Genomic DNA, 21,995 nt, shown 5'->3' with positions numbered 1-21,995 from the left:
CTATGGATCAAAACGCCATTGCGGCCTGTACTGCGCGTTGCCAGCGGGCATAGGCCGCATCGCGGTCGTCCTGCGCCATTTTTGGCTCAAACCGCGTGTCCAGCCGCCAAGTTTCTGCGAACCCATCCTGGTCTGGATAAACCCCGGCCTTCATGCCAGCCAGCCATGCGGCCCCCAATGCAGTTGTTTCCTGCATCACCGGACGATCCACCGGCGCGCCCAGACAGTTCGACAGACCCTGCATGGTCCAGTCAGACGCACTCATCCCGCCATCGACGCGCAGGATGACATCGGTGTCTGCCCCCCAGTCGCCCTGCATGGCATGCCACAGGTCGCGGGTTTGGAATGCGATGCTTTCCAGCGTGGCGCGCGCGATCTCAGCCCGGCCCGAGCCACGGGTCAACCCGAACATCGCGCCACGGCAATCGGGTTTCCAATAAGGTGCGCCTAATCCGGTAAAGGCAGGCACAAGAATGACATGTTGGTTCGGATCTGCCTGAGCGGCAAGATCACCGCTTTGAGGTGCCGAGTCGATGATCTGCAGTGCGTCGCGCAGCCATTGCACGGCTGCCCCGGCGATAAAGATCGATCCTTCCAGCGCATAGGTGCGCTGTCCATCCAACTGATAGGCAACGGTCGTCAACAGGCGGTTTTTCGACTGAACCGGCTGCGCGCCCGTGTTCAGCAACGCAAAGCAGCCCGTGCCATAGGTGGATTTCATCATGCCCGGCTGGAAACAGGCCTGCCCGATTGTGGCGGCCTGCTGGTCTCCTGCAACGCCCAAAATAGGAATGTCGCCCCCGAATAAAGTGGTGGAGCCGAAATCCGCAGCGCAATCAAGCACGTCAGGCAAGATGGTCAGGGGTACATCCAGCAGGTCGCAAATCTCGGCGCTCCATGTGCCTTTGTGGATGTCAAACAAAAGGGTGCGGGCGGCATTGGTGGCATCTGTGGCATGGACACGGCCTTCGGTCAGTCGCCAGATCAGGAAACTGTCGATCGTGCCAAACAGCAACTCTCCGGCATCGGCCCTCTCACGCGCGCCCGAAACGGTATCCAACAGCCATTTCACTTTGGTGCCCGAAAAATATGGATCCAGCAGCAGTCCGGTTTGGGCGGTGACGTCATCCTCGCACCCGGCCTGTTTGTAGCGGGCGCAGATTTCGGCGGTGCGGCGGTCCTGCCAGACGATGGCGTTGTGGATCGCTTTGCCGGTGTGTTTGTCCCAGACGACGGTTGTCTCACGCTGGTTGGTGATCCCGATCCCGGCGATCTGATTGGCGGAAATGCCGGTGGTCTCCATCACCTCGCGGCACACGTGCAAAACACTGGACCAGATATCTTCGGGGTCATGTTCAACCCAACCTTCCTGAGGGAAGTGCTGGGGAAACTCTTGCTGTGCGGTGCCAACTGGCTGCATTTGCGCATCAAAAAGTATGGCGCGCGAGGACGTGGTGCCCTGATCGATTGCCAGAATATAGGTCATGTCCGCTCTCCCCCGGTCTCGTTTCGCGGGACTTTAGCGCAAACAATGGCGCAGGGGCCAGAGCAGAAATCAGGCTGGATCAACCGGGATATTATCGATCAGACGAACGCCATCGGCCCATGCGGTTACGAACAGGCGGGCTGGCCTGTTGGCACTGGGCAGGCTTTCCAGCGTCTCGGCGCAGCGCAGGTCCACGTATTCGACCTCTGAAAACCCGGCGGCCAGCAAGCGCGCTTTGGCATTTTGCGCCAAAGTTGCGAAATCACTGCCCTCGGCCAGATTTTGTGCGACCTGCTGCATGACCTTGTTCATATGTTCTGCGATCTTTAGCCCATCAGGGGAAAGCAGAAGGTTGCGGGACGACATCGCCAGCCCAGAAGGCTCGCGCACAGTCGGGCAGCCGATCACCTCGATTGGAATGTCCAAATCGCGGGCCATACGGCGGACAACCAGCAGCTGTTGGTAGTCTTTTTCCCCGAAATAGGCTCGATCTGCTTGCGTTTGGAGAAACAGCTTGGCGACAACGGTGGCTACGCCCTCGAAATGGCCTGGGCGGAAAGGGCCTTCCATCATATCGGTCAGGCCAGCAACCGTAACTGTGGTTGAAAAGCCGTCAGGATAGACTTCCTGCGGATCAGGCACATAGATCGCGTCCACGCCGTAAGGGGCCAGTTTTTTGGCGTCTTCATGTTCGGTACGGGGGTAATTGGCCAGATCTTCGGGGTTGTTGAACTGTTTGGGGTTCACAAAGATCGTCACGATGACCCGGTCACACCCTTCCTTTGCGGCCTGCGCCAGCGACAAATGCCCTTCGTGCAGCGCACCCATGGTCGGAACCACGCCGATCGCATCGCCATTGCGGTGCCATTCAGTGGTTTTGGCGCGCAGCTCTGCCAGAGACCGCAAAATCGGCGCGGTCATGCTTTGGCCCCTTTGGTCGGAGCCTGATCTGCAAAGACATGTTCGTCTGCCGGGAAGGCCCGTGAGCGCACCTCGGCGGCGTATTCCGCGATGGCAGCCTCGGCCAGTGGGCCCAGCTCGGCATAGCGTTTGACAAACTTGGGTTTGAAGGCGGTGAAAAAGCCGACCATGTCGTCCACGACCAGAATTTGCCCGTCACAGCCTGCGGATGCGCCGATTCCGATAGTTGGGATCGCAACCTCTTCGGTGATCTGGTCTGCCAGTCCTTGGGGAACTTTTTCCAGAACGACTGAAAACGCACCGGCCTCGGCCACGGCGCGGGCATCTGCCATAACGGCTTCTGCCTGCTCGGCACGACCCTGCACCTTGTAGCCACCCAGCGTGTTGATCGACTGTGGCGTCAGCCCGATATGCGCCATCACGGGGATGCCGCGCTTGACCAGAAAGCGGATGGTTTCAGCCATCTCGACGCCACCTTCCAGTTTCACGGCCCCAGCACCTGTTTCCGCCATAAGGCGCGCGGCATTCCGGAAGGCATCGGCCGGAGAATGTTCGTAGCTGCCAAACGGCATGTCGACGACCATCATCGCCTTGTCCAATCCGCGCGATACAGCCTGACCGTGCAGGATCATCATCTCCATCGTAACGCCCAGCGTGGATTCAAGCCCGTGCAGCACCATGCCGACGCTGTCGCCCACCAGAACAAAGTCGCAATGCGCATCCATCAGACGTGCCATGGGCGTGGTGTAGGCGGTTAGCGAGACCAAAGGCGCGCCGCCTTTTTGGGCGCGAATATCCTCGGCATTCGGGGCTTTCTTGCGGGCGGTGGCGCTCATGTGTCGCTCCTGCAGGTATTATGTTGCAGTGCGGCATAGCAGACCGAACAGGGCCAAAGAAACCCCGGTTGCGCGAACATTCCCTTGATTGACCTCAGGTTTACAGGAAAACTGGTTTCAAAATGGCCCTGAAAACAAGGGTGACACCAGTTTCAGTAGGGAGAGTTCACATGACAAAATTCATGTTTCGGACATTTGCGTCGACCTTGGCGGTAGGCGTCAGCCTGTTTGCCTCGCAGGCTTTTGCAAAATCGGACATCACCATCGCGATGCAGCTTGAACCCCCGCATCTGGACCCGACCAGCGCCGCGGCACAGGCCATCGACTCGGTGGTCTATACAAACATTTTCGAAGGTCTGACCCGGTTCATGGGCGATGGCTCGGTCGTGCCTGGCCTGGCTGAAAGCTGGGAGATTTCTGACGATGGTACGGTTTATACCTTCAAGCTGCGCGATGGTGTGACCTTCCATGACGGCACAACCATGGATGCCGAGGACGTCAAGTTCACCCTTGATCGCGCCACAGCCGAAGACAGCGCGAACGCCCAGAAGGCGCTGTTTGCCGGGATTGAAAGCGTTGAGGTTGTCGATCCACTGACTGTCAAAGTCACTCTTTCGGAACCAAACGGCAATTTCCTGTTCAACCTGGCTTGGGGGGATGCGGTCATTGTCGCGCCCGACAGCATCGAAAACATCAAGACCAACCCGGTCGGCACCGGGGCCTACACCTTTGGCAACTGGGTGCAGGGCGACAGCATCACGCTGAACCGCAACCCCGAGTATTGGGGCGATCAGCCCGCGTTAGAGACTGCAACCTTCAAGTTTATCTCGGATCCAACCGCCGCTTTTGCCGCGATGATGGCCGAGGATGTGGACGTATTTGACAACTTCCCTGCGCCGGAAAACCTGCCGCAGTTTGATGCAGATCCGCGCTTTCAGGTGCTGGTTGGCACAACCGAGGGCGAGACCATCCTGTCCACCAACAACAAACAGCCGCCGTTTGACGACATTCTTGTCCGGCAAGCCATGGCTCATGCCATCGACCGGCAGGCGATTATCGATGGAGCGATGTTTGGCTATGGCACGCCGATTGGAACCCATTTTGCACCGCATCATCCGGCCTATGTCGATTTGACCGGCGAGTCCGCATATGACCCGGAACAGGCCAAGGCGCTGCTTGCCGAGGCCGGTTTTGAGAACGGGTTCGAAACTACACTACACCTGCCGCCACCGTCTTATGCACGCCGGGGCGGTGAAATCGTTGCCGCGCAACTGGCCGAGGTCGGCATCACGGCCGAGATCATCAATGTCGAATGGGCGCAATGGCTGGAATCGGTGTTCAGGGGCAAGGACTTTGGGCTGACGATTGTCAGCCATACCGAACCCATGGATATCGGAATCTATGCGCGGCCAGATTACTACTTCCAATATGAAAGTTCCGATTTTCAGGCGCTGATGGATACGCTGAACGCCACCACCGATCCTGATGAACGCAGCCGTTTGTTGGGTGAGGCCCAGCGTCTGATCTCAACCGATTATGTGAATGGCTATCTGTTCCAATTGGCCAAGCTGGGCGTCGCAAAGGCCGGTGTGCAGGGGTTGTGGGCAAACGCCCCCACAGCAGCGATCGACCTGACACAGATCAGCTGGTCTGAATAATACCTGAACCGGGGCTTTTTGGTAGGGCCCCGGTCTCACTCTCTTTTCGTGTGTCTCTCGTAATGGTCTTGTTTCGCGGTTTTTGTTTTCTCTTACTGGCCCTTTGCCTTTCGTCGATTGCGCCGGACAGGGGCTTGGCGCAAAACGTGTTGGGTGGGCGTCTGGATGCATTGACCGGCACGCCTGAAAACCCGCTTGACGTTGGCATAGGTATCCGCATCGACCAGATCACCAGCGTCGATCAAAAGGCCGAAAACTACGGCGCCGTTGTGGTTTTGCGGGTCGAGTGGACGGATCCTGCGCTGGCTTTTGATCAGGCCGAGATCGGGCGCGAGATCCGAGTATTCAGCCCGCCGGATCTGGCGGATCATGCCGCCGATATCGGCACCGTTTTGCCCGCCTTTGTCATCCACAACCAGCAATCCAACAAGTGGATACACGAATCTGCGGCGTCCCTGCGGTATGACGGGCGCGTGGTTTATGTCGAGAAATCTTCGCTGACGTTACAGGCACCGCATTTCGATTTCAGAAAGTACCCGTTCGACACGCAGGAGTTTCACTTCGAGGTCGTATCAATCTTTCCATCTGACTACGTGAAGTACCGCCCGCTTGAAGAATACTCGGGACTTGGCGATCTGTTGGGGGAAGAAGAGTGGATTTTGGGCAATGCACGTCTGGAAGCAACCAAGGTCACAGGTTTGTCCGGCAGGGAAAGCGATCAGGTCGCGCTTGTTTTCGAAGGTAACCGGCACCTGACTTACTACGTCATTCGGGTTTTCTTGCCGATGCTGGTTCTGATTTCGGTCGGCTGGGCGCTGTTTTTCCTGGATGAATACCGCCGCAGGATCGAGATTGCGGGCGGCAATCTGCTGGTCTTTGTTGCATTCAACTGGGCGATCTCGGCAGATTTGCCAAAGCTGGGCTATCTGACCTTTCTGGATTTTGTCCTGCAATGCATGTTCCTGATGACCGGGGCCTTGATTGTGTTCAATGTGGCGTTGCGGAAACTCAAAGTGTCCGGAAGGGAAGGCACAGCGCGGACGTTGGACAATTACGCGATCAAGTGGATCTATCCTCTGGGCTATGCCGCAATCGTGGCTTACGCGGTTTTCGCCTATCTTCTGGTGCCTTAGACGCTGGACCCGCGCCTGATGTGACCCTAACGTGGTGCCAATGCTCCGCTATGCCTTTAAACGCCTGATTTCGCTGTTGATCAGCCTGGCCGTCGCCTCGGTCGTCATCTTCGCGGTGATCGAGGTCGCACCGGGCGATCCGGCGTCGTTCATGCTGGGTGTGAACGCGCAAGAGGATACACTGGCTGCGTTGCGGACTGAGCTGGGCCTGGACGGGTCAAAAGTGCAACGGTACCTCAACTGGGTCGGCGGAATGCTGGTGGGGGATTTTGGCACGTCCTACACGTACCGCACGCCGGTGTCCCAGATGATCGCAGACCGGCTTTGGGTGTCACTGCCGCTGGCACTTTATGCGCTGACTCTGTCAACCTTGATTGCGTTTCCCGCCGGGATCTACGCCGCCGCCCGCCGGGGCAAGCCCGGGGACCTGGCGGTAATGGGCGCCACTCAGTTGGGCATTGCCGTCCCCAATTTCTGGTTTGCGATGATGCTTGTGCTGATCTTCGCCATCAACCTGCGCTGGTTCAATGCGGGCGGGTTTGTCGGTTGGAGCAACGGGTTGTGGGCCGGACTACATTCGCTGACCCTGCCCGCAATCGCGCTGGCCCTGCCGCAGGCGGCTATCCTCGCTCGCGTGATGCGGTCGGCCCTCCTGGACATTCTGGGCCAGGATTTCATGCGCACCGCCCGGGCCAAGGGGTTGACCCGCCGTCAGGCGCTGTGGCGGCACGGGGTGCGAAATGCGCTGATTCCGGTGCTGACCATCATTGGCTTGCAGTTTTCCTTTCTGCTGGCCGGATCGATCATCATCGAACAGGTATTCTACCTGCCCGGCCTTGGGCGACTGGTGTTTCAGGCGATTTCGGCCCGCGACCTGATCGTCGTTGAATCGGTGGTTATGTTGCTAGTCTTTGCCGTGATCACCGTGAATTTTCTGGTCGATCTGGCTTATGCCGCCGTCGACCCAAGGCTGAGGAGCAGGACATGAGCCGCAACCTGTTTCTGGGCGCTTGTTTGTCTTCTCTGGTGGTCTTAGCGGCGCTGATTTCGTTTGTCTGGACCCCCTATGATTACTCGGCCTTGAGCATTCCAGAGAAGCTTCAGCCCCCAAATGCGCAGCACTGGTTCGGTACGGATCACTTCGGGCGGGACATGTTTTCGATGATCATGGTTGGTGCGCGCACGTCCATTGCGGTGGCTTTGGTGGCTGTGGGGATCGGTATGGCGATGGGGGTCCCGCTTGGCCTGACAGCCGCGGCCCGCAAAGGATCGTGGTTGGATGAGGTCATCATGCGCGGCAACGATCTGGTTTTTGCCTTCCCCTCGCTGGTTATCGCCATCCTCATCACCGCCGTGTTTGGTGCCGGAGCGATTAACGCAATCATTGCCATTGGCATTTTCAACATCCCCGTTTTTGCCCGTATCACCCGAGGCGCAGCCTTGTCGCTGTGGGAGCGCGAGTTCATCCTTGCCGCGCGTGTATCGGGAAAAGGGGCAACGCGGATATCGGTCGAGCATATCCTGCCCAATGTCGCCAACCTGCTGATCGTGCAGGGCACCATTCAGTTCAGTCTTGGAATTTTGGCTGAGGCCGGTCTGTCCTACGTCGGTCTGGGGGCGCAGCCGCCCACGCCAAGTTGGGGCAGAATGCTGGCGGATGCGCAGACAATGGTCAGTTTTGCCCCGCATTTGGCTCTGATTCCAGGCGTGGCGATTATCGTCACCGTCTTGGGCCTGAACCTGTTGGGCGACGGGTTGCGGGATTGGCTGGATCCCCGGATCAGGATGGCGCGGGCATGAGTTTGTTGCGCATCAAGAACCTGTCACTGTCGATCCATGGGACATCGATCCTGAAACAGGTCGACCTGTCCATCGATCACGGTCAGATCGTCGCCGTCACGGGCGAGAGCGGTTCGGGTAAATCCATGACGGCCTTGGCTGTGATGCAGTTGCTTCCGAACGGAGCAGAGGTAGACGGCTCGCTCCAACTGGAGGGCAAAGATCTGCTGACCCGGTCCGAGGCCCAGATGTGTGCTTTGCGCGGCGCATCCATCGGGATGGTTTTTCAAGAGCCGATGACAGCGCTCAACCCCGTTAAAACCATTGGCGATCAGGTGATGGAAACGATCCTGATCCACAAGGCGATGCCTCATTCCCAAGCCCGGGTGCGCGCTCAAGAGGTTCTGACCCGCGTCGGTTTGCCTGCCGATCGGTTCCCTTTATCCCGTTACCCGCATGAGCTGTCTGGTGGGCAGCGCCAGCGTGTGGTGATCGCCATGGCCATTGCACTGCGCCCCAAGCTGTTGATCGCGGATGAGCCGACAACGGCGCTGGATGTCACCACGCAGGCGCAGATCCTTGATTTGCTCAAGGGGCTGGTGCGCGAATATGACATGGGTCTGCTGATGATCACCCATGATCTGGCTGTGGTCGCAGACATGGCCGACCAAATTACCGTCATGCGTCACGGGGAAGTGGTCGAAACCGGCGCGACAAGTTACCTGCTACACAACATGCAGCACCCCTACACCCGTATGCTGTTTGAGGCATCCGGCCATCAGGTCACGCTGCCAGAGCCACCGCAGCCTCAGCCGTTGCTGGAGGTGAGCCAGGTCGTGCGCGCGTACCGCCTGCCCCGAAAGGGCTTGTTTGACAGGCCGCTTCATCACAGGGCTGTGGATGGTGTGAGCTTTACCCTCAATCGAGGAGAGCGTTTGGGGCTTGTGGGCGAGTCTGGCTGTGGAAAATCGACCCTAACACGGGCTATTTTGGGGTTGGAAGAGGTGCAATCGGGCCAGATTCGACTGGACGGGCAGCCTGTGTTCACAGGTCACAAACCAAACCTTGCGGTGCGCCGGAAGATGCAGGTGGTTTTCCAAGACCCGTTTGGCAGTTTTAATCCGCGCCACCGTGTTGCGCGTCTGATCACCGAACCGTTCCATCTGCTGGATACCCCGCCGACCGGATCAGACCGCCAGGATCGGATCGCTGAGATGCTGACAGCGGTCGGCCTCAGCCCGGATGACGCGGGTAAGTACATTCACGAATTCTCGGGGGGGCAGCGTCAGCGGATTGCCATCGCGCGGGCGCTGATCATCCGACCTGAATTGATCCTGTTTGACGAAGCTGTCTCTGCGTTGGACGTATCGGTCCGAGCGCAAATCCTGGATCTGCTGGCCGAGCTTTGCGACGCCTACGACCTGACCTATCTATTCATCAGCCATGACCTGAGCGTTGTGCGCACCGTCACCGATCGCGTGTTGGTGATGCAATCCGGTCAGATCGTTGAACAGGGCGAGACCAATCAGGTCTTTGAAGCGCCACAACACCCCTACACACAAACTCTGATCGCAGCCGCACCGCGATTGCCAGAGATTGAGATGATATCGGCCTAAAACTACTGATTAGAGCCTGAAATGGAGGCAAAATTGACGCAAAAGATATGGTTCGACCCCGCTCTTTGCCTGATTGATGGACGCTGGGTGCCCGCGTCCTCGGGTGAATCCCTGCCGCTCATTAACCCCTCGGACGGGACCGAAATCTGCCGGATCGCACGTGGTTCAGAGACAGATGTCGATGCCGCAGTTCAAGCGACTCAAGCCGCATTGCAGGGCGATTGGGGGCGTAAAACGGCGTTGGAGCGGGGGCGTATTCTTACGAGGTTGGGTCAGCTGGTGCTGGAACGGGTCGAGGATCTTGCGCAGCTTGAGTCGATGGATGTGGGCAAGCCGCTTACGCAAGCCCGTGCCGATGCTGTTGCGCTGGCCCGGTATTGCGAGTTCTATGGCGGCGCAGCTGACAAGGTGATGGGAGAGACCATCCCCTATCTTGATGGCTACACCGTTTATACGCTGCGAGAACCGCATGGGGTGACGGGCCATATCGTGCCGTGGAACTACCCGATGCAGATCATTGGGCGTTCGGTCGGGGCGGCGCTGGCCATGGGCAATGCTTGCGTTCTGAAACCTGCAGAGGAAGCTTGTTTAACGGCACTGGCTTTTGCTCATCTGGCGCAGCAGGCGGGCTTGCCTGCCGGTGCTTTGAACGTCGTACCCGGCCTGGGGACTGAGGCGGGCGCAGCGCTGTCGGCGCATCCAAGTGTGAACCATATCTCGTTTACGGGCTCTGTCGCTACCGGGGCATTGGTGCAACAGGCCGCAGGGCGCAATGTGGTGCCCGTGACTCTGGAACTGGGCGGAAAATCCCCGCAACTGGTTTTTGACGATGCCGATCTGGACGCGGCGCTGCCGTTTTTGGTGAATGCTGGCATACAGAATGCAGGGCAAACCTGTTCGGCCTCGTCGCGCATTCTGGTGCAACGTGGGGTGTACGATCAGGTCAAGTCCCGCATGTCTGAAGCTTATGAACAGCTGACCGTCGGACCTGCGATGCAGGATCTGCGTGTGGGGCCGCTGATCTCGGACCGGCAGAAACAGATCGTTAGCGGTTTTCTGGATAAAGGCGCGGATCTGACCATTGCCGCGCAGGGTCATATCGTGAGTGCGGCGCCTGAGACTGGTGCTTATATACGGCCCACTTTGTTTGCTGATGTATCGCCCGATCATGTGCTGGCGCGGGATGAGATTTTTGGCCCGGTTCAGGTTCTAATCCCGTTTGACACCGAAGAGCAGGCTATAAAAATCGCAAATAGTACAGAATACGGCCTGGTTGCCAGCATCTGGACGCGTGACGGGGCCCGGCAGATGCGACTGGCGAAAGGGCTACATTCGGGGCAGGTGTTTATCAACAACTACGGCGCTGGGGGCGGAGTTGAATTGCCCTTTGGCGGTGTTGGCAAATCCGGTCACGGTCGCGAAAAAGGGTTCGAGGCGTTGTACGGGTTCTCACAACTGAAGACGGTTGCCGCCTATCACGGTTAGACAACAACCTCGATCGCTTCTTGAGCGCCGACCCCGAAAACACGCTTGTACCGCTCGATCTGGTCTTGTGGTCCCATCGCCTTTTCAGGGTTGTCCGACAGCTTCACCGTCGGGCGACCGTTGGCAGAAACCGCTTTGCAGACCAATGAGAACGGGGCCAGTGCGTCATTGGGCACAAGTCCGCGAAAATCGTTGGTCAGCAAAGTGCCCCAGCCGAAGGAAATATTGGCGCGACCTGCGAATTGGGTGTGCAACTCCTGAATTTTCTCGACATCCAGACCATCTGAGAAAATGATCCGCTTTTGGGTCGGATCTTCACCGCGCGACTTCCACCACTCGATGGCCACTTCGGCCCCTGCCGCCGGATCGCCGCTGTCGATGCGTATTCCGGTCCATCCGGCCAACCAGTCGGGGGCGTTGTCCAGGAAACCTTTGGTTCCGTAAGTGTCGGGCAAGATGATACGCAGGTTGCCGTCATGCTCATCATGCCAGTCGCTTAGGACGTCGTAGGGGGCTTGCGCCAATTCTGCGTCGGTGTCGGCCAGCGCTGAATAGACCATGGGTAATTCATGGGCGTTGGTGCCTATGGCCTCAACTTCGCGCCGCATGGCGATCAGGCAATTTGACGTCCCGGTAAACGACGCGCCCAATCCTTCGATCATGGCTTGCACGCACCAATCCTGCCACAGGAAGGAATGCCGCCGCCGCGTGCCGAAGTCCGCAATGCTCAGACCGTCAACCGAGCTCAGCTTTTCGATCTTTTCCCACACGCGGGTCATCGCACGGGCATAAAGCACCTGCAACTCGAACCGTCGCATTTCATTGAGAACGGCGCGCGATCGCAGTTCCATCAACACCGCCAGTGCAGGGATTTCCCACAGCATGACCTCATGCCATTTGCCTTCGAAGGTCAGTTCATACTGATCGCCCTTGCGTTCCAGATGATAAGGCGGCAGGCGCATATTCTCGAACCATTCCATGAAATCCGAGCGGAACATCTGCCGTTTTCCATAGAACATATTTCCCCGAAGCCAGGTGCTTTCGCCCCGGCTCAGGCTAAGTGAGCAAATGTGATCCAGCTGTTCCCGCAGTTCTCCTTCGTCGATCAATTTCGCCAAAGGAACGTGATTCGACCGATTTATCAGTGAAAAAGCCACCGTTGTTTGGGGCTTGTTTCGAAACACTGACTGACACATCAGCAGTTTGTAGAAGTCCGTATCGATCAAAGACCGGACAATAGGGTCAATCTGCCATTTGTGATTGTATACACGGGTCGCAATGTCGACCATGGGGAACTCCTGCAATTTCCGTAGTTAGATCAATCGACAACGGGAATGGCAAGAGTCGCTGATTTGGTGACAATGCCAGTATGACGTCACATTACCGGCATATTGTGCATTGTTTTCACCGGTTAGTGAGAAGAGGGGATGGAAATACGGAACTGAGTTTGTGAATGGGTCTCGAGTACGATTTTGATATTGTTAAAGCTGCACTAGACGATTTTGACTCTGAAAAGCCAGGGGCTCAGAGGGATGGGGGCCGTCAGGTGCATGCAGTTTTCCGCGACATTAGAACTGCGGATGCTTTGCGGGGAACTTCGCCGAAGATCCGCAAGATGTTCCTGGACGCCGGGTTCAGTCTTGAGTCGCGCAACAGCGGTATCGTGCCGGGTGTTTTCCCTGCCGAGGATCAAGCCGACCGGGTGCGGGTTCTGAGGTCACTTTTTGCCAATATAAAGACGCATGGGGTTCGCGGGGAATATTGCGGCGAATTCGACCTGATGGATTTCCTGACCTACGTGCGTGTTGCGCAGCCGATGGCAGGGATCGTGCGTGCGCGTCAGGTGCGTACGCCACCGCCAAAACCGGTGCAGCCTAGCAACGACCGGCGAACAGTACCTGGCCGCATCGGGTTGGCTTTGGGGTTGGCAGTCGTTTTGTTTGTGATTCTTAAGCTTCTGGCAGCCGCCGGGACGACCCCTTAAATCAGGGTAACTCCGGCGTCGCGCATCGCCTGTTCCGCTGCGGCCAGCGACCCCTCCATGTCAATGGCGCGGCAGGCGTCCATGCGAACTGAGACATCAAACCCCAACCGCGCGGCATCCACGGCCGAGTAATGAACGCAGAAATCAGTGGCCAAACCAACCAGCGTCAAGCGGTCGATACCTCGTGTTTCCAGATATCCTTTCAACCCTGTGGGCGTTTTGTGATCATTCTCAAAGAATGCAGAGTAGCTGTCGATGGCACCGCGAAACCCTTTACGGAGGATCAGATCGCCATTGACGCGGAGATCAGAGTGAAACGCGGCCCCCTGCGATCCTTGAACACAGTGGTCGGGCCAGAGAACCTGAGGGCCGTAGGGCATCTCGATCAGGTCAAACGGATTTTTGCCCTCATGTGAGCTGGCGAATGAGGAATGTCCTGCAGGATGCCAGTCTTGTGTCAGGATCACAGCGTCAAAATCGTCCATCATTGCGTTGATGGGGGCCACGATTTCATCCCCCCCTGCCACCGCCAAAGCACCGCCGGGGCAGAAATCGTTCTGAACATCGATGACGAGCAGGGCATGGGTCATTGCGGCCTCCTTTGATTGTCTTATCGGTAGGGGGCGGGGCGTCAGGCGTCAATGCACTCCCTTGCGGCTTCGGGTCTACGAAGGTAAATCGCGCCTATGTATACCATCGCTGCCCTGTATCATTTCACACGTTTCCCGGATCCCGCCGCGTTGCGCGACCCGCTGCTGGACCTGTGCCGCGCCCAATCAGTCACCGGCACGTTGCTGCTGGCGCACGAAGGGGTCAACGGCACTATCGCAGGTCCGCGTGCTGGGATTGATGCGGTTCTGGAATATATTCGCGCCTTGCCCGGTTGCGCGGATCTTGAGTGGAAAGAGGCGACCTCGGATCATCCGCCATTCGGCAAGATGAAGGTGCGACTGAAGAAAGAGATCGTGACCATGGGGCAGCCGGATGTCGACCCGCGCGCCCGCGTTGGCAACTATGTTGAGCCTCAAGAGTGGAACGACCTTATCCGCTCGGACGATGTTGTGGTGATTGATACGCGCAACGATTACGAAGTGGCGATTGGCACGTTTGAAGGCGCAATAGACCCTGAAACAGCCAGTTTTCGCGATTTTCCAGCGTGGTGGGCAGAAAATAAGCACCGCTTTCACAACAAACGCGTCGCCATGTTCTGCACCGGCGGTATCCGTTGCGAAAAGTCCACCAACTACTTGTTGGGGCAAGGGGTTGAGGATGTCTATCACCTTAAAGGGGGAATCCTGCGGTATCTGGAAGAGACGCCTGTCGAAGACAGCACCTGGCAGGGTGAGTGTTTTGTGTTCGACAATCGTGTATCCGTCGGTCACGGCCTTGTTGAAGGGCCGCACATGCTTTGCCACGGTTGCCGCCGACCAATCTTGCCCGAGGACATGAAACTCGCGGAATACGAACATGGCGTGTCCTGCCACCAATGCATCGATGAGACGTCCGAGGCCGATAAAATGCGCTTTCGCGAGCGGCAAAAGCAGATCCTGCTGGCGCGCGAACGGGGTGAGACGCATTTGCGGCAGGATTGAATTCGGGTTGCAGGCCATTGCTTTAGGTCGGATGATCACCTGGAAATCAGCTTGAAGGGGCACTCATGCGCCGCAAACCCACAACACTGGAAGAGTGGAAGTCGACCTTTTTGGCTGCGTTGGGTTTGGTTCTGGCAAGCTTTCTTGCCTGGTATGGCCTTTCACGCCTGAGCGAAACGACCGCAGGTGACACGATCGGCACAATCGCTTCGGTTGGTCTGTTGATCTGGCTGGTGTCGCAGTCCTGGTACTACATGACTCAAGTGAAATCACCGCGTAGGCTATTGTTCCTGATGGGGGTGTCTTTCATACAGGTGGTCCCGTTCCTGTTTGCTGCGGTATATGGCGCGTTTGGATACAACGATCATTGTGTCGTCGGCGCGCAGGGTCCGGGTGACATTCTGTATTTTTCCTATGTGACCTTCACAACGGTTGGATATGGCGACATGTCTCCAACCGGCCTGTGTCGCGGGCTTGCCGTGTCCGAGGCTGTGACAGGATACATCCTGCTGGGTATGTTCGTTGCGGCAGCGGTCTCACTGTACGCGCGCAATCACAGCCATGAAGACCCTAAATAGGCTCTATTTGTTGTGATCGATCCAGCGCGACATCATTTTCTTGTCGCGAAAACACTCGGACGGGATAGGGCGGCGTTTGCTGCGTGAAATCCGCTCGGCAAAGGCGACTTGCTTGCCTGTTGGGTAGTTGTCGAATTGCGACGTGCTGCGCGGTTTGTGCGTTGAAATCCAATCCGAAAGCAGCTTTCGGTCACGTTGTGCCTCGACCGGTATCTCCAATGCCGATTTTTCGGCAATTGCGCGGGCATAGCGCATCTGTCGGTCCGTCACCGGAAGCAGATGATAGTCGTTGCTGGGCCCGTTCAGGGCAGATTGGCGCGTGTGCTGGGCCATCGGTTTATCCTCTGACTATGTAGAACATAAATAGAACATTAACCGAAAATTTCAAGGTTTGGGGGCTTCGGTTGGCATGATCCTGCCGTCCGAATGAATTTATTGACTGGTCAATCAATAATCTTTAGGGCCGATTTCAACGAACCAATTGTCCCGTTCAGACGGGTGAATAGAAGAGGACTTGGTATGAAGTTTCAGCCCAAAGCCAGCCATTTCATTGATGGCGCGTATGTCGAAGATACAGATGGTGCCGCCATCGACGTGATTTACCCGGCCACTGGAGAGGTGATCGCACGATTGCATTCGGCAACACCGGCGATTGTTGAACAGGCTCTGAACAGTGCCAAAAGCGCACAAGCAGCCTGGGCGGCGATGTCAGGAACCGAGCGGGGCCGGGTGTTGCGCCGTGCCGCTGACATCATGCGCGAACGCAATTACGACCTTTCCGTTCTGGAAACCCATGACACCGGGAAGCCGATCCAGGAAACCACCGTGGCGGATGCCACTTCGGGCGCGGATGCTCTTGAGTATTTTGGTGGTCTGGCAGGCAGCCTGACAGGCGAACACATTCCTCTGGGCGGCGGCGATTTTGTCTATACGATCCGCGAGGCTCTGGGCGTTTGCGTCGGGATTGGGGCATGGAACTATCCGACCCAAATCGCCTGCTGGAAAGGGGCCCCAGCGCTGGCCTGCGGCAATTCCATGGTATTCAAGCCATCCGAGACCACGCCCCTTTCGGCGTTGAAAGTCGCAGAAATCCTCATCGAGGCCGGCGCGCCAAAAGGCGTTTACAACGTGATCCAGGGGTATGGCGATGTAGGCGCTTCGCTGGTCACTGATCCGCGCGTGGCCAAGGTTTCGCTGACCGGCTCCGTTCCGACGGGCCGCAAGGTCTATGCCGCAGCAGCCGAGGGCATGAAACACGTCACCATGGAATTGGGCGGTAAATCCCCGATGATCGTGTTTGATGACGCCGATATCGAAAACGCGGTTTCGGGTGCAATCCTGGGCAACTTCTATTCCTCAGGTCAGGTCTGCTCCAACGGTACCCGCGTGTTTGTACAAAAGGGTATCAAGGAAGCTTTCCTCAAACGTCTTTCCGAACGTTTGGCCAACGCCAAAATCGGCGATCCGATGGACGAGGATGTCAGCTTTGGCCCGATGGTCAGCGAAAATCAGATGAATATCGCGCTGGGCTATATCGAAAAAGGCAAGGCCGAGGGCGCGCGTCTGGTCTATGGTGGAGCGCGGCTTGATGGCGACGGGTTCTACATGCAACCCACAGTCTTTGCAGACGTGACCGACGACATGACCATCGCGCGCGAAGAAATCTTTGGTCCGGTCATGTCGGTGCTGGATTTTGACACCGAAGCCGAGGTCATGGCCCGCGCCAACGACACTGAATTCGGTCTGGCCGCTGGTGTCTTCACCAGCGATCTGACACGCGCCCACCGCGTTGTGGCCGGGTTTGAGGCAGGTACCTGTTACATCAACACCTATAACCTTGCCCCGGTCGAAGCCCCGTTTGGCGGATCGAAAATGTCAGGCGTGGGGCGCGAAAACTCGAAACTGGCGATCAACCACTTCAGCGAGATGAAAACCGTCTATGTCTCAATGAACGATGTCGAGGCACCATACTGATAAGCGATGGCTCGGCTATAGACCCATTTTTCTGCGCCCGGCACAAATGTCGGGCGCTGAGCACATCAACAGGATTGCTATCCGACTTTTGGGGTTGCTGATACTTGCAAAACCAAAATCGGCGACGACGAAGCCTTGAATGGCTATCGCGGGGTTCATCCCACGTCGTAGTATTCCCGCATTTTGAAAACCTGTTGACCGCGGCACGCGAGAAGCGCGTGTCACTCTCTATTGATCGAATTGAACATCTCAGCGATCTTCTGTCGCGTCGTTTCGCTGTCTTCAAGCAGATCCTGTGCGTCTTTCAATGGTTTTTCCAAATGTCTTTCAGGGGGAGCAATCAAGGATTGAGTGGTCCGGTGCAGAGTCGCGTATTTCCCATCCGTAGGATCAACCGTGTCTCCCGGCAAACCCGCCAACCATAAAAGTCTTTTTGCAGCCTCGTCTTGCTCCAAACTCTGCATGACCTCAGCTGCGCCCGAATAGTCCTGCGCTATTTCCATGGCCTGTGCTCGCAACGCCAGTGCTTTGTCCGAGTCGTCCTTAGCCAATTCAAGCAGCGCTTGGTGGGGGCGTTCCGAAAGCATGGCTGCCCTGGCTCGTAAACGGGCCCTTTCAGTCCGACGGGTTTGATCTTCGGTTCTGTTTGCCAGAGCAAACGCCTGATCCGCGAACCCGAGTGTGGCGAGCCGATCAGCCAATGCGATTGCAGCGCCTGTGGTCAGGGGTGGCGTTTTTTTCATCTGCAGGATGTGAAATGTTTGCTGTAAGAAGGTCACGTCATCGGACCGCTCTGCCAATAGGTGCAGATGCCGATTGAACGCGCGGTCCCTGTCCTGCCCGTTTTCCAGTTCCAAAATGATGCCGAATGCAGGATCAAAATCCTGACTAAGGCTCAGCGCAATCGCATGGGTACGGGCCATCATAGGGCCCAGATCCGAGCGCCGATACTCAACCGAATAAGACGCAGCCAACTCAAGCTCTTGCGTGGAAACAGTTTTGCGATCGGTCCAACGCTTTTCAACCAAACGGGCCAAGGCCACCGGTGCTTCAGGCGTTGCTTCGGTTGCCGTAACAACCTCGGTCAGCAACTTTTCTTCACGGGCTCCGTTGCCTTCGGCTGCGGCAATCATGGCCTTGGCGCGCGTCATGCTGGGCGACGCGCTTTCGTCAATACGCTCAACTGAACGTATCACTCTGCGCGCGGCTTCCAATTGGTTTCCTTCGACGAGAATTTGTGAAAGCTGCATACCAAACCTGCGGCGGAGATGATCCGGCAATCCTGCATATGCTTGCTCGATTGCTTCGACATCGGCATCGGCAGCTAACGCATTGTCAGAAAGGACAGCCCAAAGCGCTGCATCGCTGTCGCAACGTTGCAAACCACTGAACGGACTGGTGTTTTGCACCGCCGTTTCGTCTACGATCCGCGCAATCGCCTTGATGCGATCCGCTTCATCAGACACTAACTCGGTCAATTCTAAAACGGCCAAAGCCTCGGCCCCAAAGCCGTGGAATGCATACAGCTTAGCCAGTTTCAGAGCGCTGTCTTCGTCGAGCGTGTCAAACTCATGATAAAGCGCTGTACGCAGAACAGATACCTGCGTGGCGAATGGGTCCGCTGTGGACCAACTTGAGAAACCCAATTCGGACGTCGAGATGCAGGCTTTTTGAAGGTCGAGTTGCAGAACCTCGGAATTCAACACATCCTGCAGATCGTCCAGCACAGTCGTCAGGCGAATATTCGCACTCAAGCCGCTCAACAGTGGATCTTCATTGGATGTGATAGAACTGCGCGGTCCAACCGGGGCCAGATGCAGATCAAGCAGCTTACGGTCAGCGCCCTGCAAAAACCGGGTCGACAGTTGGTCTTTTAACCCACGCTCAAGAAGCGGCAGGTCAAGCCCTGACATTTGCGCGTTTGTATCCGAAGCAGTTGTTGCATTAACGGGCCGTTGTTGCATCGGCGGTGGAATATCAGCCAGCAACGGCGGCAGGAACTCTCCTGGCGTGATGTCGAGAACGATCATCGACCCTCGGTACAGAAAAGCCGAAGCCACGCATTCGCAGCCGAACTCAAGGTCCAAAGCGTCCCCGGGTTGAGCCTGTGACAGCGATTCAAGACGGTTCGTCGTCAATCTGCTGAAAACCGATCCTGTTCGAAAGGTCACGCCGTCCAAGTCCACCGTCAATCGCGCGCCGTCTCTGCGCTGGGCCAATCTCCATTCTGTGTTCGGCGGCACGTTAAACACCAAACGCGTATATCCGTCATGCTCACCTGACCGAACTGCCACGTCTTGCGCCGTGGCTGAGGTGGCCGCTGCGACAACAGCCGATATCAACAGTCCGAGATGTTTCATGCGGCCGCCTGCTTTAGGTCCTTCAACGCTTCTTCAAGTTCGGTAAAGCCGGGGCGGTTGTGCGTGGGTGTATTCTGACGTCCGACCTCGATACACATGGCAGCATTGTGGTTGTGCAGGTTTGCGACCAAAACTTCCTTGATAAGTTGATAGAAGTGATTGTCTTCCTCGACCACGGATTTCAATTTCCCGGCAAAGGGGCCCACCAGACCATACGCCAGGAAAACCCCAAGGAACGTGCCTACCAAAGCACCGCCGATCAGCTTGCCCAGCACCTCGGGTGGTTGATCGATCGAGCCCATGGTCTTGATGACCCCCAAAACCGCTGCCACGATTCCAAGCGCGGGCAAGCCGTCTGCCACTGTCTGTAAGGCATGGCTCGAGTGCATCGCGTGATGAAAGTTCGCCTCCATCCGCTTTTCCAGCACCTCTTCCACTTGGTGGGGATCATCGTAATTCATCGCGGCAGACCGCATCGTGTCACAGATCAGATCAACCGCTTCCTTGTCGGCTTGAATCTTGGGGTAGGCAGAAAACAGGCTGGAGTTTTCCGGATCTTCGATATGTTGTTCAACCTCAACCGGATTGGCGCGCGCAATACGGATCAGCGAAAACAAAAGGCAGAGAAGGTCGCGATAGTCTTCGGGTTTCCATTTCGGACCTTTGAAGACCTTGCCCATATCCTTGACCGTGTGTTTCACACCGCCCATGTCATTGCTGATCAGAAAAGCGCCAACTGCTGCACCGCCGATCATCATCATTTCGAACGGCAGCGATTTCAGAATGATGGTCATCTTGCCGCCAGCAGCAAGGTAGCCGCCGAAAACCATCACAAAAATGACGACAATTCCTACAATTCCAATCATTTGAAATCTCCGGTTAGGGGGTGCGCTAGACGGGGTGACACAGGTTACTATTCCAGTGGGGCTGAGGCGTTGCGCCCGGCCATGACCACACTGATCGTATAGGCCGCCTCAGGACTGAGACCCGCCAGAATCCCAGCTGCAGAGTCGGGCGGCATACGCGACAGGAATCCAGCTGCAAAAGTTGGTTCCATGGTTTCAAATAACGCTGCTGCATCTTTGGGTTTCATGGTCTGATAAACATCTGTCAGACGGGTCAGATCTTTCTCGGCGGCGTTGTCGGCAACGGCCAAGGTGGCGCGCAAAGACTGTTCTGCCTCTTCAAGCGCAACCAGACGCGTCTCTATCGCCTGACCGGCGATCTCCAGCGCTTTTTCCTGTTCACGAAGTATGTCTTCGCGTTGCTTGACCCGTTCTTCTCGCTTTAGAAGTTCATTCAAGAGCGCCTGAATATCGCGTGCCTGTGGTGCTGTGGGGTTGGATTCTGCAACCTCAGGTCCTGACGGCTTCGCAAGGGCTGGTCCCGCCTCTAACCCGATACGAATAGCGGCAGAGCCGAGCATCAGTAAGGCAATGACGGTTAGAACGCCAGCTCGCGGGCGGCCGTCTTGTCGGGTGGTACGGCGACGGCTCATGCCTGGGCTCCGTCCTGATTGCGGTCATGGCGGAAAAACATCAACCCATCGAGGGCTTTGTTTTGCTGTTCCTTCCCTTCAGGCGCAGCGGACTCGGCGGGGTCTGCGGAGATTTCTTGCTCAATATCGCCTGGCTCTTTTGATTGGGCTTCAGTAGAAACCGGCTCTTCCGTTGCATCCGGCTTAGGTGCCTCTTCGGGGACAATGTCATGCATTGACGCCATCATGAGTTCCAGCCGCTGAGCGACGGTTTCAGCCCGTTGTGTCAGCGCCCCAAGCTGTTCACCGGACTGATCAGATGCGTCACGTGCGTTATCCAGAGATTTCTTCAGCTCTTCCGCTTGTGTTGATAGCACGGCCACGGCGCCACCAACGCCTTTCTCAAGGTCGGTAAACCGCTTAAGGCGGCGCGATAGAACAAAACAGTACAGACCCGCACCCAGCGCGCCAGCGACCAGCAAAATATCCGCAATCAGCTCCAATTTCGCCTCCTAATTCAGTACAAATTCCATGACCAGCACGTCGCGAACGCGACCTTCGCCTACAACAATTTCAACGCGCCGCAGCAAGTGGCCACGGATGCGCATCAGCGCCAGCGGATCTTTAAGATCGTGCAACTCCACTGCCCGCAGATATCCGTTCAGAACATCCATGATCCGCGGCAGCATTTTTTCGACGTCAGCCACATACGGGGCGTTCACTTCGAGCTGCGCGTGAAATTTCAGATGCCGAGAACTGCCCGAATTCACAGATACGATCACGGGTGGCAGATCGACGAACCCGACATCTGCCAATGCTCTGGCTGGCGTGTTCTTTTCGACGTCCTGACTTGATTCTTTTGCGGCTTTACCGCCGAACGGAATCAGCCCTGAAGAGGTCAGGAAATACCCGCCAGCAGCCCCGGAAATCGCCAGAATCACCCCGATGAGTATTGCTTTTTTTCCCTTTTTGTCAGGGGCTTCTGCCTGTTCAGCCGTTGCGTCGGTCATGACGTCCTCATTCATCCGTTCTGTCGTTTCATAACCGGTCAGGGACTAACCGATTGTTAAGGGCAATCGTCCAAACAAGTGATGCGCCGGGCAGAATGTCGGCGAG

The 21,995-nt window shown here is 56.9% G+C and carries 21 protein-coding genes; 10 read left to right on the top strand and 11 right to left on the bottom strand.

Annotated features, from left to right (window positions below; genetic code table 11):
- Nucleotides 1-7 precede the first annotated feature (7 nt).
- The 3 genes from glpK to panB form a co-directional block, all read right to left on the bottom strand.
- Nucleotides 8-1,486: a glycerol kinase GlpK gene (gene glpK / locus ACXADZ_RS16565; protein WP_475198020.1), complete on the bottom strand. Its 1,479-nt coding sequence runs from the start codon at nt 1,484-1,486 to the stop codon at nt 8-10.
- Nucleotides 1,487-1,555: 69 nt separating this feature from the next.
- Entirely contained in the window at nt 1,556-2,407 is an 852-nt protein-coding gene (gene panC / locus ACXADZ_RS16560; RefSeq protein ID WP_475198016.1) for a pantoate--beta-alanine ligase, read from the bottom strand.
- Entirely contained in the window at nt 2,404-3,243 is an 840-nt protein-coding gene (gene panB, locus ACXADZ_RS16555; RefSeq protein WP_171184409.1) for a 3-methyl-2-oxobutanoate hydroxymethyltransferase, read from the bottom strand. The genes panC and panB overlap by 4 nt, the downstream gene beginning before the upstream one ends.
- 170 nt (nt 3,244-3,413) lie before the next feature.
- On the opposite strand from panB, the gene ACXADZ_RS16550 reads away from it, so the two are divergent.
- From ACXADZ_RS16550 to ACXADZ_RS16525, 6 genes are all read left to right on the top strand, one after another.
- The gene (locus ACXADZ_RS16550) at nt 3,414-4,901 is read left to right on the top strand and encodes an ABC transporter substrate-binding protein (protein WP_475198015.1); all 1,488 of its coding nucleotides are present in this window, start codon (nt 3,414-3,416) and stop codon (nt 4,899-4,901) included.
- A 134-nt stretch (nt 4,902-5,035) separates the two neighbouring features.
- On the top strand, nt 5,036-6,034 hold the full coding sequence (locus tag ACXADZ_RS16545; protein ID WP_475198012.1) for a ligand-gated ion channel: 999 nt from the start codon (nt 5,036-5,038) through the stop codon (nt 6,032-6,034).
- 40 nt (nt 6,035-6,074) lie between these two features.
- Nucleotides 6,075-7,022, top strand: a complete 948-nt coding sequence (locus ACXADZ_RS16540) for an ABC transporter permease (RefSeq protein WP_475198011.1) — start codon at nt 6,075-6,077, stop codon at nt 7,020-7,022.
- A complete protein-coding gene (locus ACXADZ_RS16535; RefSeq protein ID WP_475198007.1) occupies nt 7,019-7,834 on the top strand; it encodes an ABC transporter permease in 816 nt (271 codons plus the stop codon). Before ACXADZ_RS16540 ends, ACXADZ_RS16535 begins: the two co-directional genes overlap by 4 nt.
- The gene (locus ACXADZ_RS16530) at nt 7,831-9,429 is read left to right on the top strand and encodes an ABC transporter ATP-binding protein (RefSeq protein ID WP_475198005.1); all 1,599 of its coding nucleotides are present in this window, start codon (nt 7,831-7,833) and stop codon (nt 9,427-9,429) included. The genes ACXADZ_RS16535 and ACXADZ_RS16530 overlap by 4 nt, the downstream gene beginning before the upstream one ends.
- Nucleotides 9,430-9,462: 33 nt before the next feature.
- Nucleotides 9,463-10,914, top strand: coding sequence for an aldehyde dehydrogenase family protein (locus tag ACXADZ_RS16525; RefSeq protein WP_475198002.1), 1,452 nt, complete (start codon nt 9,463-9,465; stop codon nt 10,912-10,914).
- On the opposite strand, the gene pncB is transcribed toward ACXADZ_RS16525, so the two are convergent.
- Complete coding sequence (pncB, locus tag ACXADZ_RS16520) at nt 10,911-12,203, bottom strand: nicotinate phosphoribosyltransferase (RefSeq protein ID WP_475198000.1); 1,293 nt, start codon at nt 12,201-12,203, stop codon at nt 10,911-10,913. The genes ACXADZ_RS16525 and pncB overlap by 4 nt on opposite strands.
- 164 nt (nt 12,204-12,367) lie before the next feature.
- On the opposite strand from pncB, the gene ACXADZ_RS16515 reads away from it, so the two are divergent.
- Nucleotides 12,368-12,898, top strand: coding sequence for a hypothetical protein (locus ACXADZ_RS16515; protein ID WP_171093151.1), 531 nt, complete (start codon nt 12,368-12,370; stop codon nt 12,896-12,898).
- On the opposite strand, the gene pncA is transcribed toward ACXADZ_RS16515, so the two are convergent.
- Nucleotides 12,895-13,488 (bottom strand): bifunctional nicotinamidase/pyrazinamidase, encoded by a 594-nt coding sequence (gene pncA / locus ACXADZ_RS16510; protein ID WP_475197996.1) that lies wholly within the window; start codon nt 13,486-13,488, stop codon nt 12,895-12,897. The two genes, ACXADZ_RS16515 and pncA, sit on opposite strands and share 4 nt — an antisense overlap.
- Nucleotides 13,489-13,584: 96 nt before the next feature.
- On the opposite strand from pncA, the gene trhO reads away from it, so the two are divergent.
- Both trhO and ACXADZ_RS16500 read left to right on the top strand, forming a co-directional pair.
- Nucleotides 13,585-14,490: an oxygen-dependent tRNA uridine(34) hydroxylase TrhO gene (trhO, locus tag ACXADZ_RS16505; RefSeq protein ID WP_475197994.1), complete on the top strand. Its 906-nt coding sequence runs from the start codon at nt 13,585-13,587 to the stop codon at nt 14,488-14,490.
- Between the two features lie 65 nt (nt 14,491-14,555).
- Nucleotides 14,556-15,068, top strand: a complete 513-nt coding sequence (locus ACXADZ_RS16500; RefSeq protein WP_171093157.1) for a potassium channel family protein — start codon at nt 14,556-14,558, stop codon at nt 15,066-15,068.
- Between the two features lie 3 nt (nt 15,069-15,071).
- On the opposite strand, the gene ACXADZ_RS16495 is transcribed toward ACXADZ_RS16500, so the two are convergent.
- Entirely contained in the window at nt 15,072-15,401 is a 330-nt protein-coding gene (locus tag ACXADZ_RS16495) for a hypothetical protein (protein WP_171093159.1), read from the bottom strand.
- A 186-nt stretch (nt 15,402-15,587) separates the two neighbouring features.
- On the opposite strand from ACXADZ_RS16495, the gene betB reads away from it, so the two are divergent.
- Nucleotides 15,588-17,042, top strand: a complete 1,455-nt coding sequence (gene betB, locus ACXADZ_RS16490) for a betaine-aldehyde dehydrogenase (protein WP_475197993.1) — start codon at nt 15,588-15,590, stop codon at nt 17,040-17,042.
- Between the two features lie 221 nt (nt 17,043-17,263).
- Here betB and ACXADZ_RS16485 read toward each other — a convergent pair whose 3' ends face one another.
- From ACXADZ_RS16485 to ACXADZ_RS16465, 5 genes are read right to left on the bottom strand one after another with little or no spacing between them, the layout of a single operon-like run.
- Nucleotides 17,264-19,402, bottom strand: coding sequence for a hypothetical protein (locus ACXADZ_RS16485; RefSeq protein ID WP_475197991.1), 2,139 nt, complete (start codon nt 19,400-19,402; stop codon nt 17,264-17,266).
- On the bottom strand, nt 19,399-20,268 hold the full coding sequence (motA, locus tag ACXADZ_RS16480) for a flagellar motor stator protein MotA (RefSeq protein ID WP_171093164.1): 870 nt from the start codon (nt 20,266-20,268) through the stop codon (nt 19,399-19,401). Before motA ends, ACXADZ_RS16485 begins: the two co-directional genes overlap by 4 nt.
- 47 nt (nt 20,269-20,315) lie before the next feature.
- Nucleotides 20,316-20,900 carry a MotE family protein gene (locus ACXADZ_RS16475; RefSeq protein ID WP_475197988.1) on the bottom strand — a complete coding sequence of 195 codons (585 nt, stop codon included), beginning with the start codon at nt 20,898-20,900 and terminating at the stop codon, nt 20,316-20,318.
- A complete protein-coding gene (locus ACXADZ_RS16470) occupies nt 20,897-21,382 on the bottom strand; it encodes a hypothetical protein (RefSeq protein ID WP_475197985.1) in 486 nt (161 codons plus the stop codon). The genes ACXADZ_RS16475 and ACXADZ_RS16470 overlap by 4 nt, the downstream gene beginning before the upstream one ends.
- A gap of 9 nt (nt 21,383-21,391) precedes the next feature.
- On the bottom strand, nt 21,392-21,889 hold the full coding sequence (locus ACXADZ_RS16465; RefSeq protein WP_475197983.1) for a flagellar basal body-associated FliL family protein: 498 nt from the start codon (nt 21,887-21,889) through the stop codon (nt 21,392-21,394).
- Nucleotides 21,890-21,995: the final 106 nt, after the last annotated feature.

It is taken from the genome of Ruegeria sp. ABM4_193, from assembly GCF_056158705.1.
Note: the sequence above shows the minus strand (reverse complement) of the source record. Positions and strands in the feature narration are given on the sequence as shown.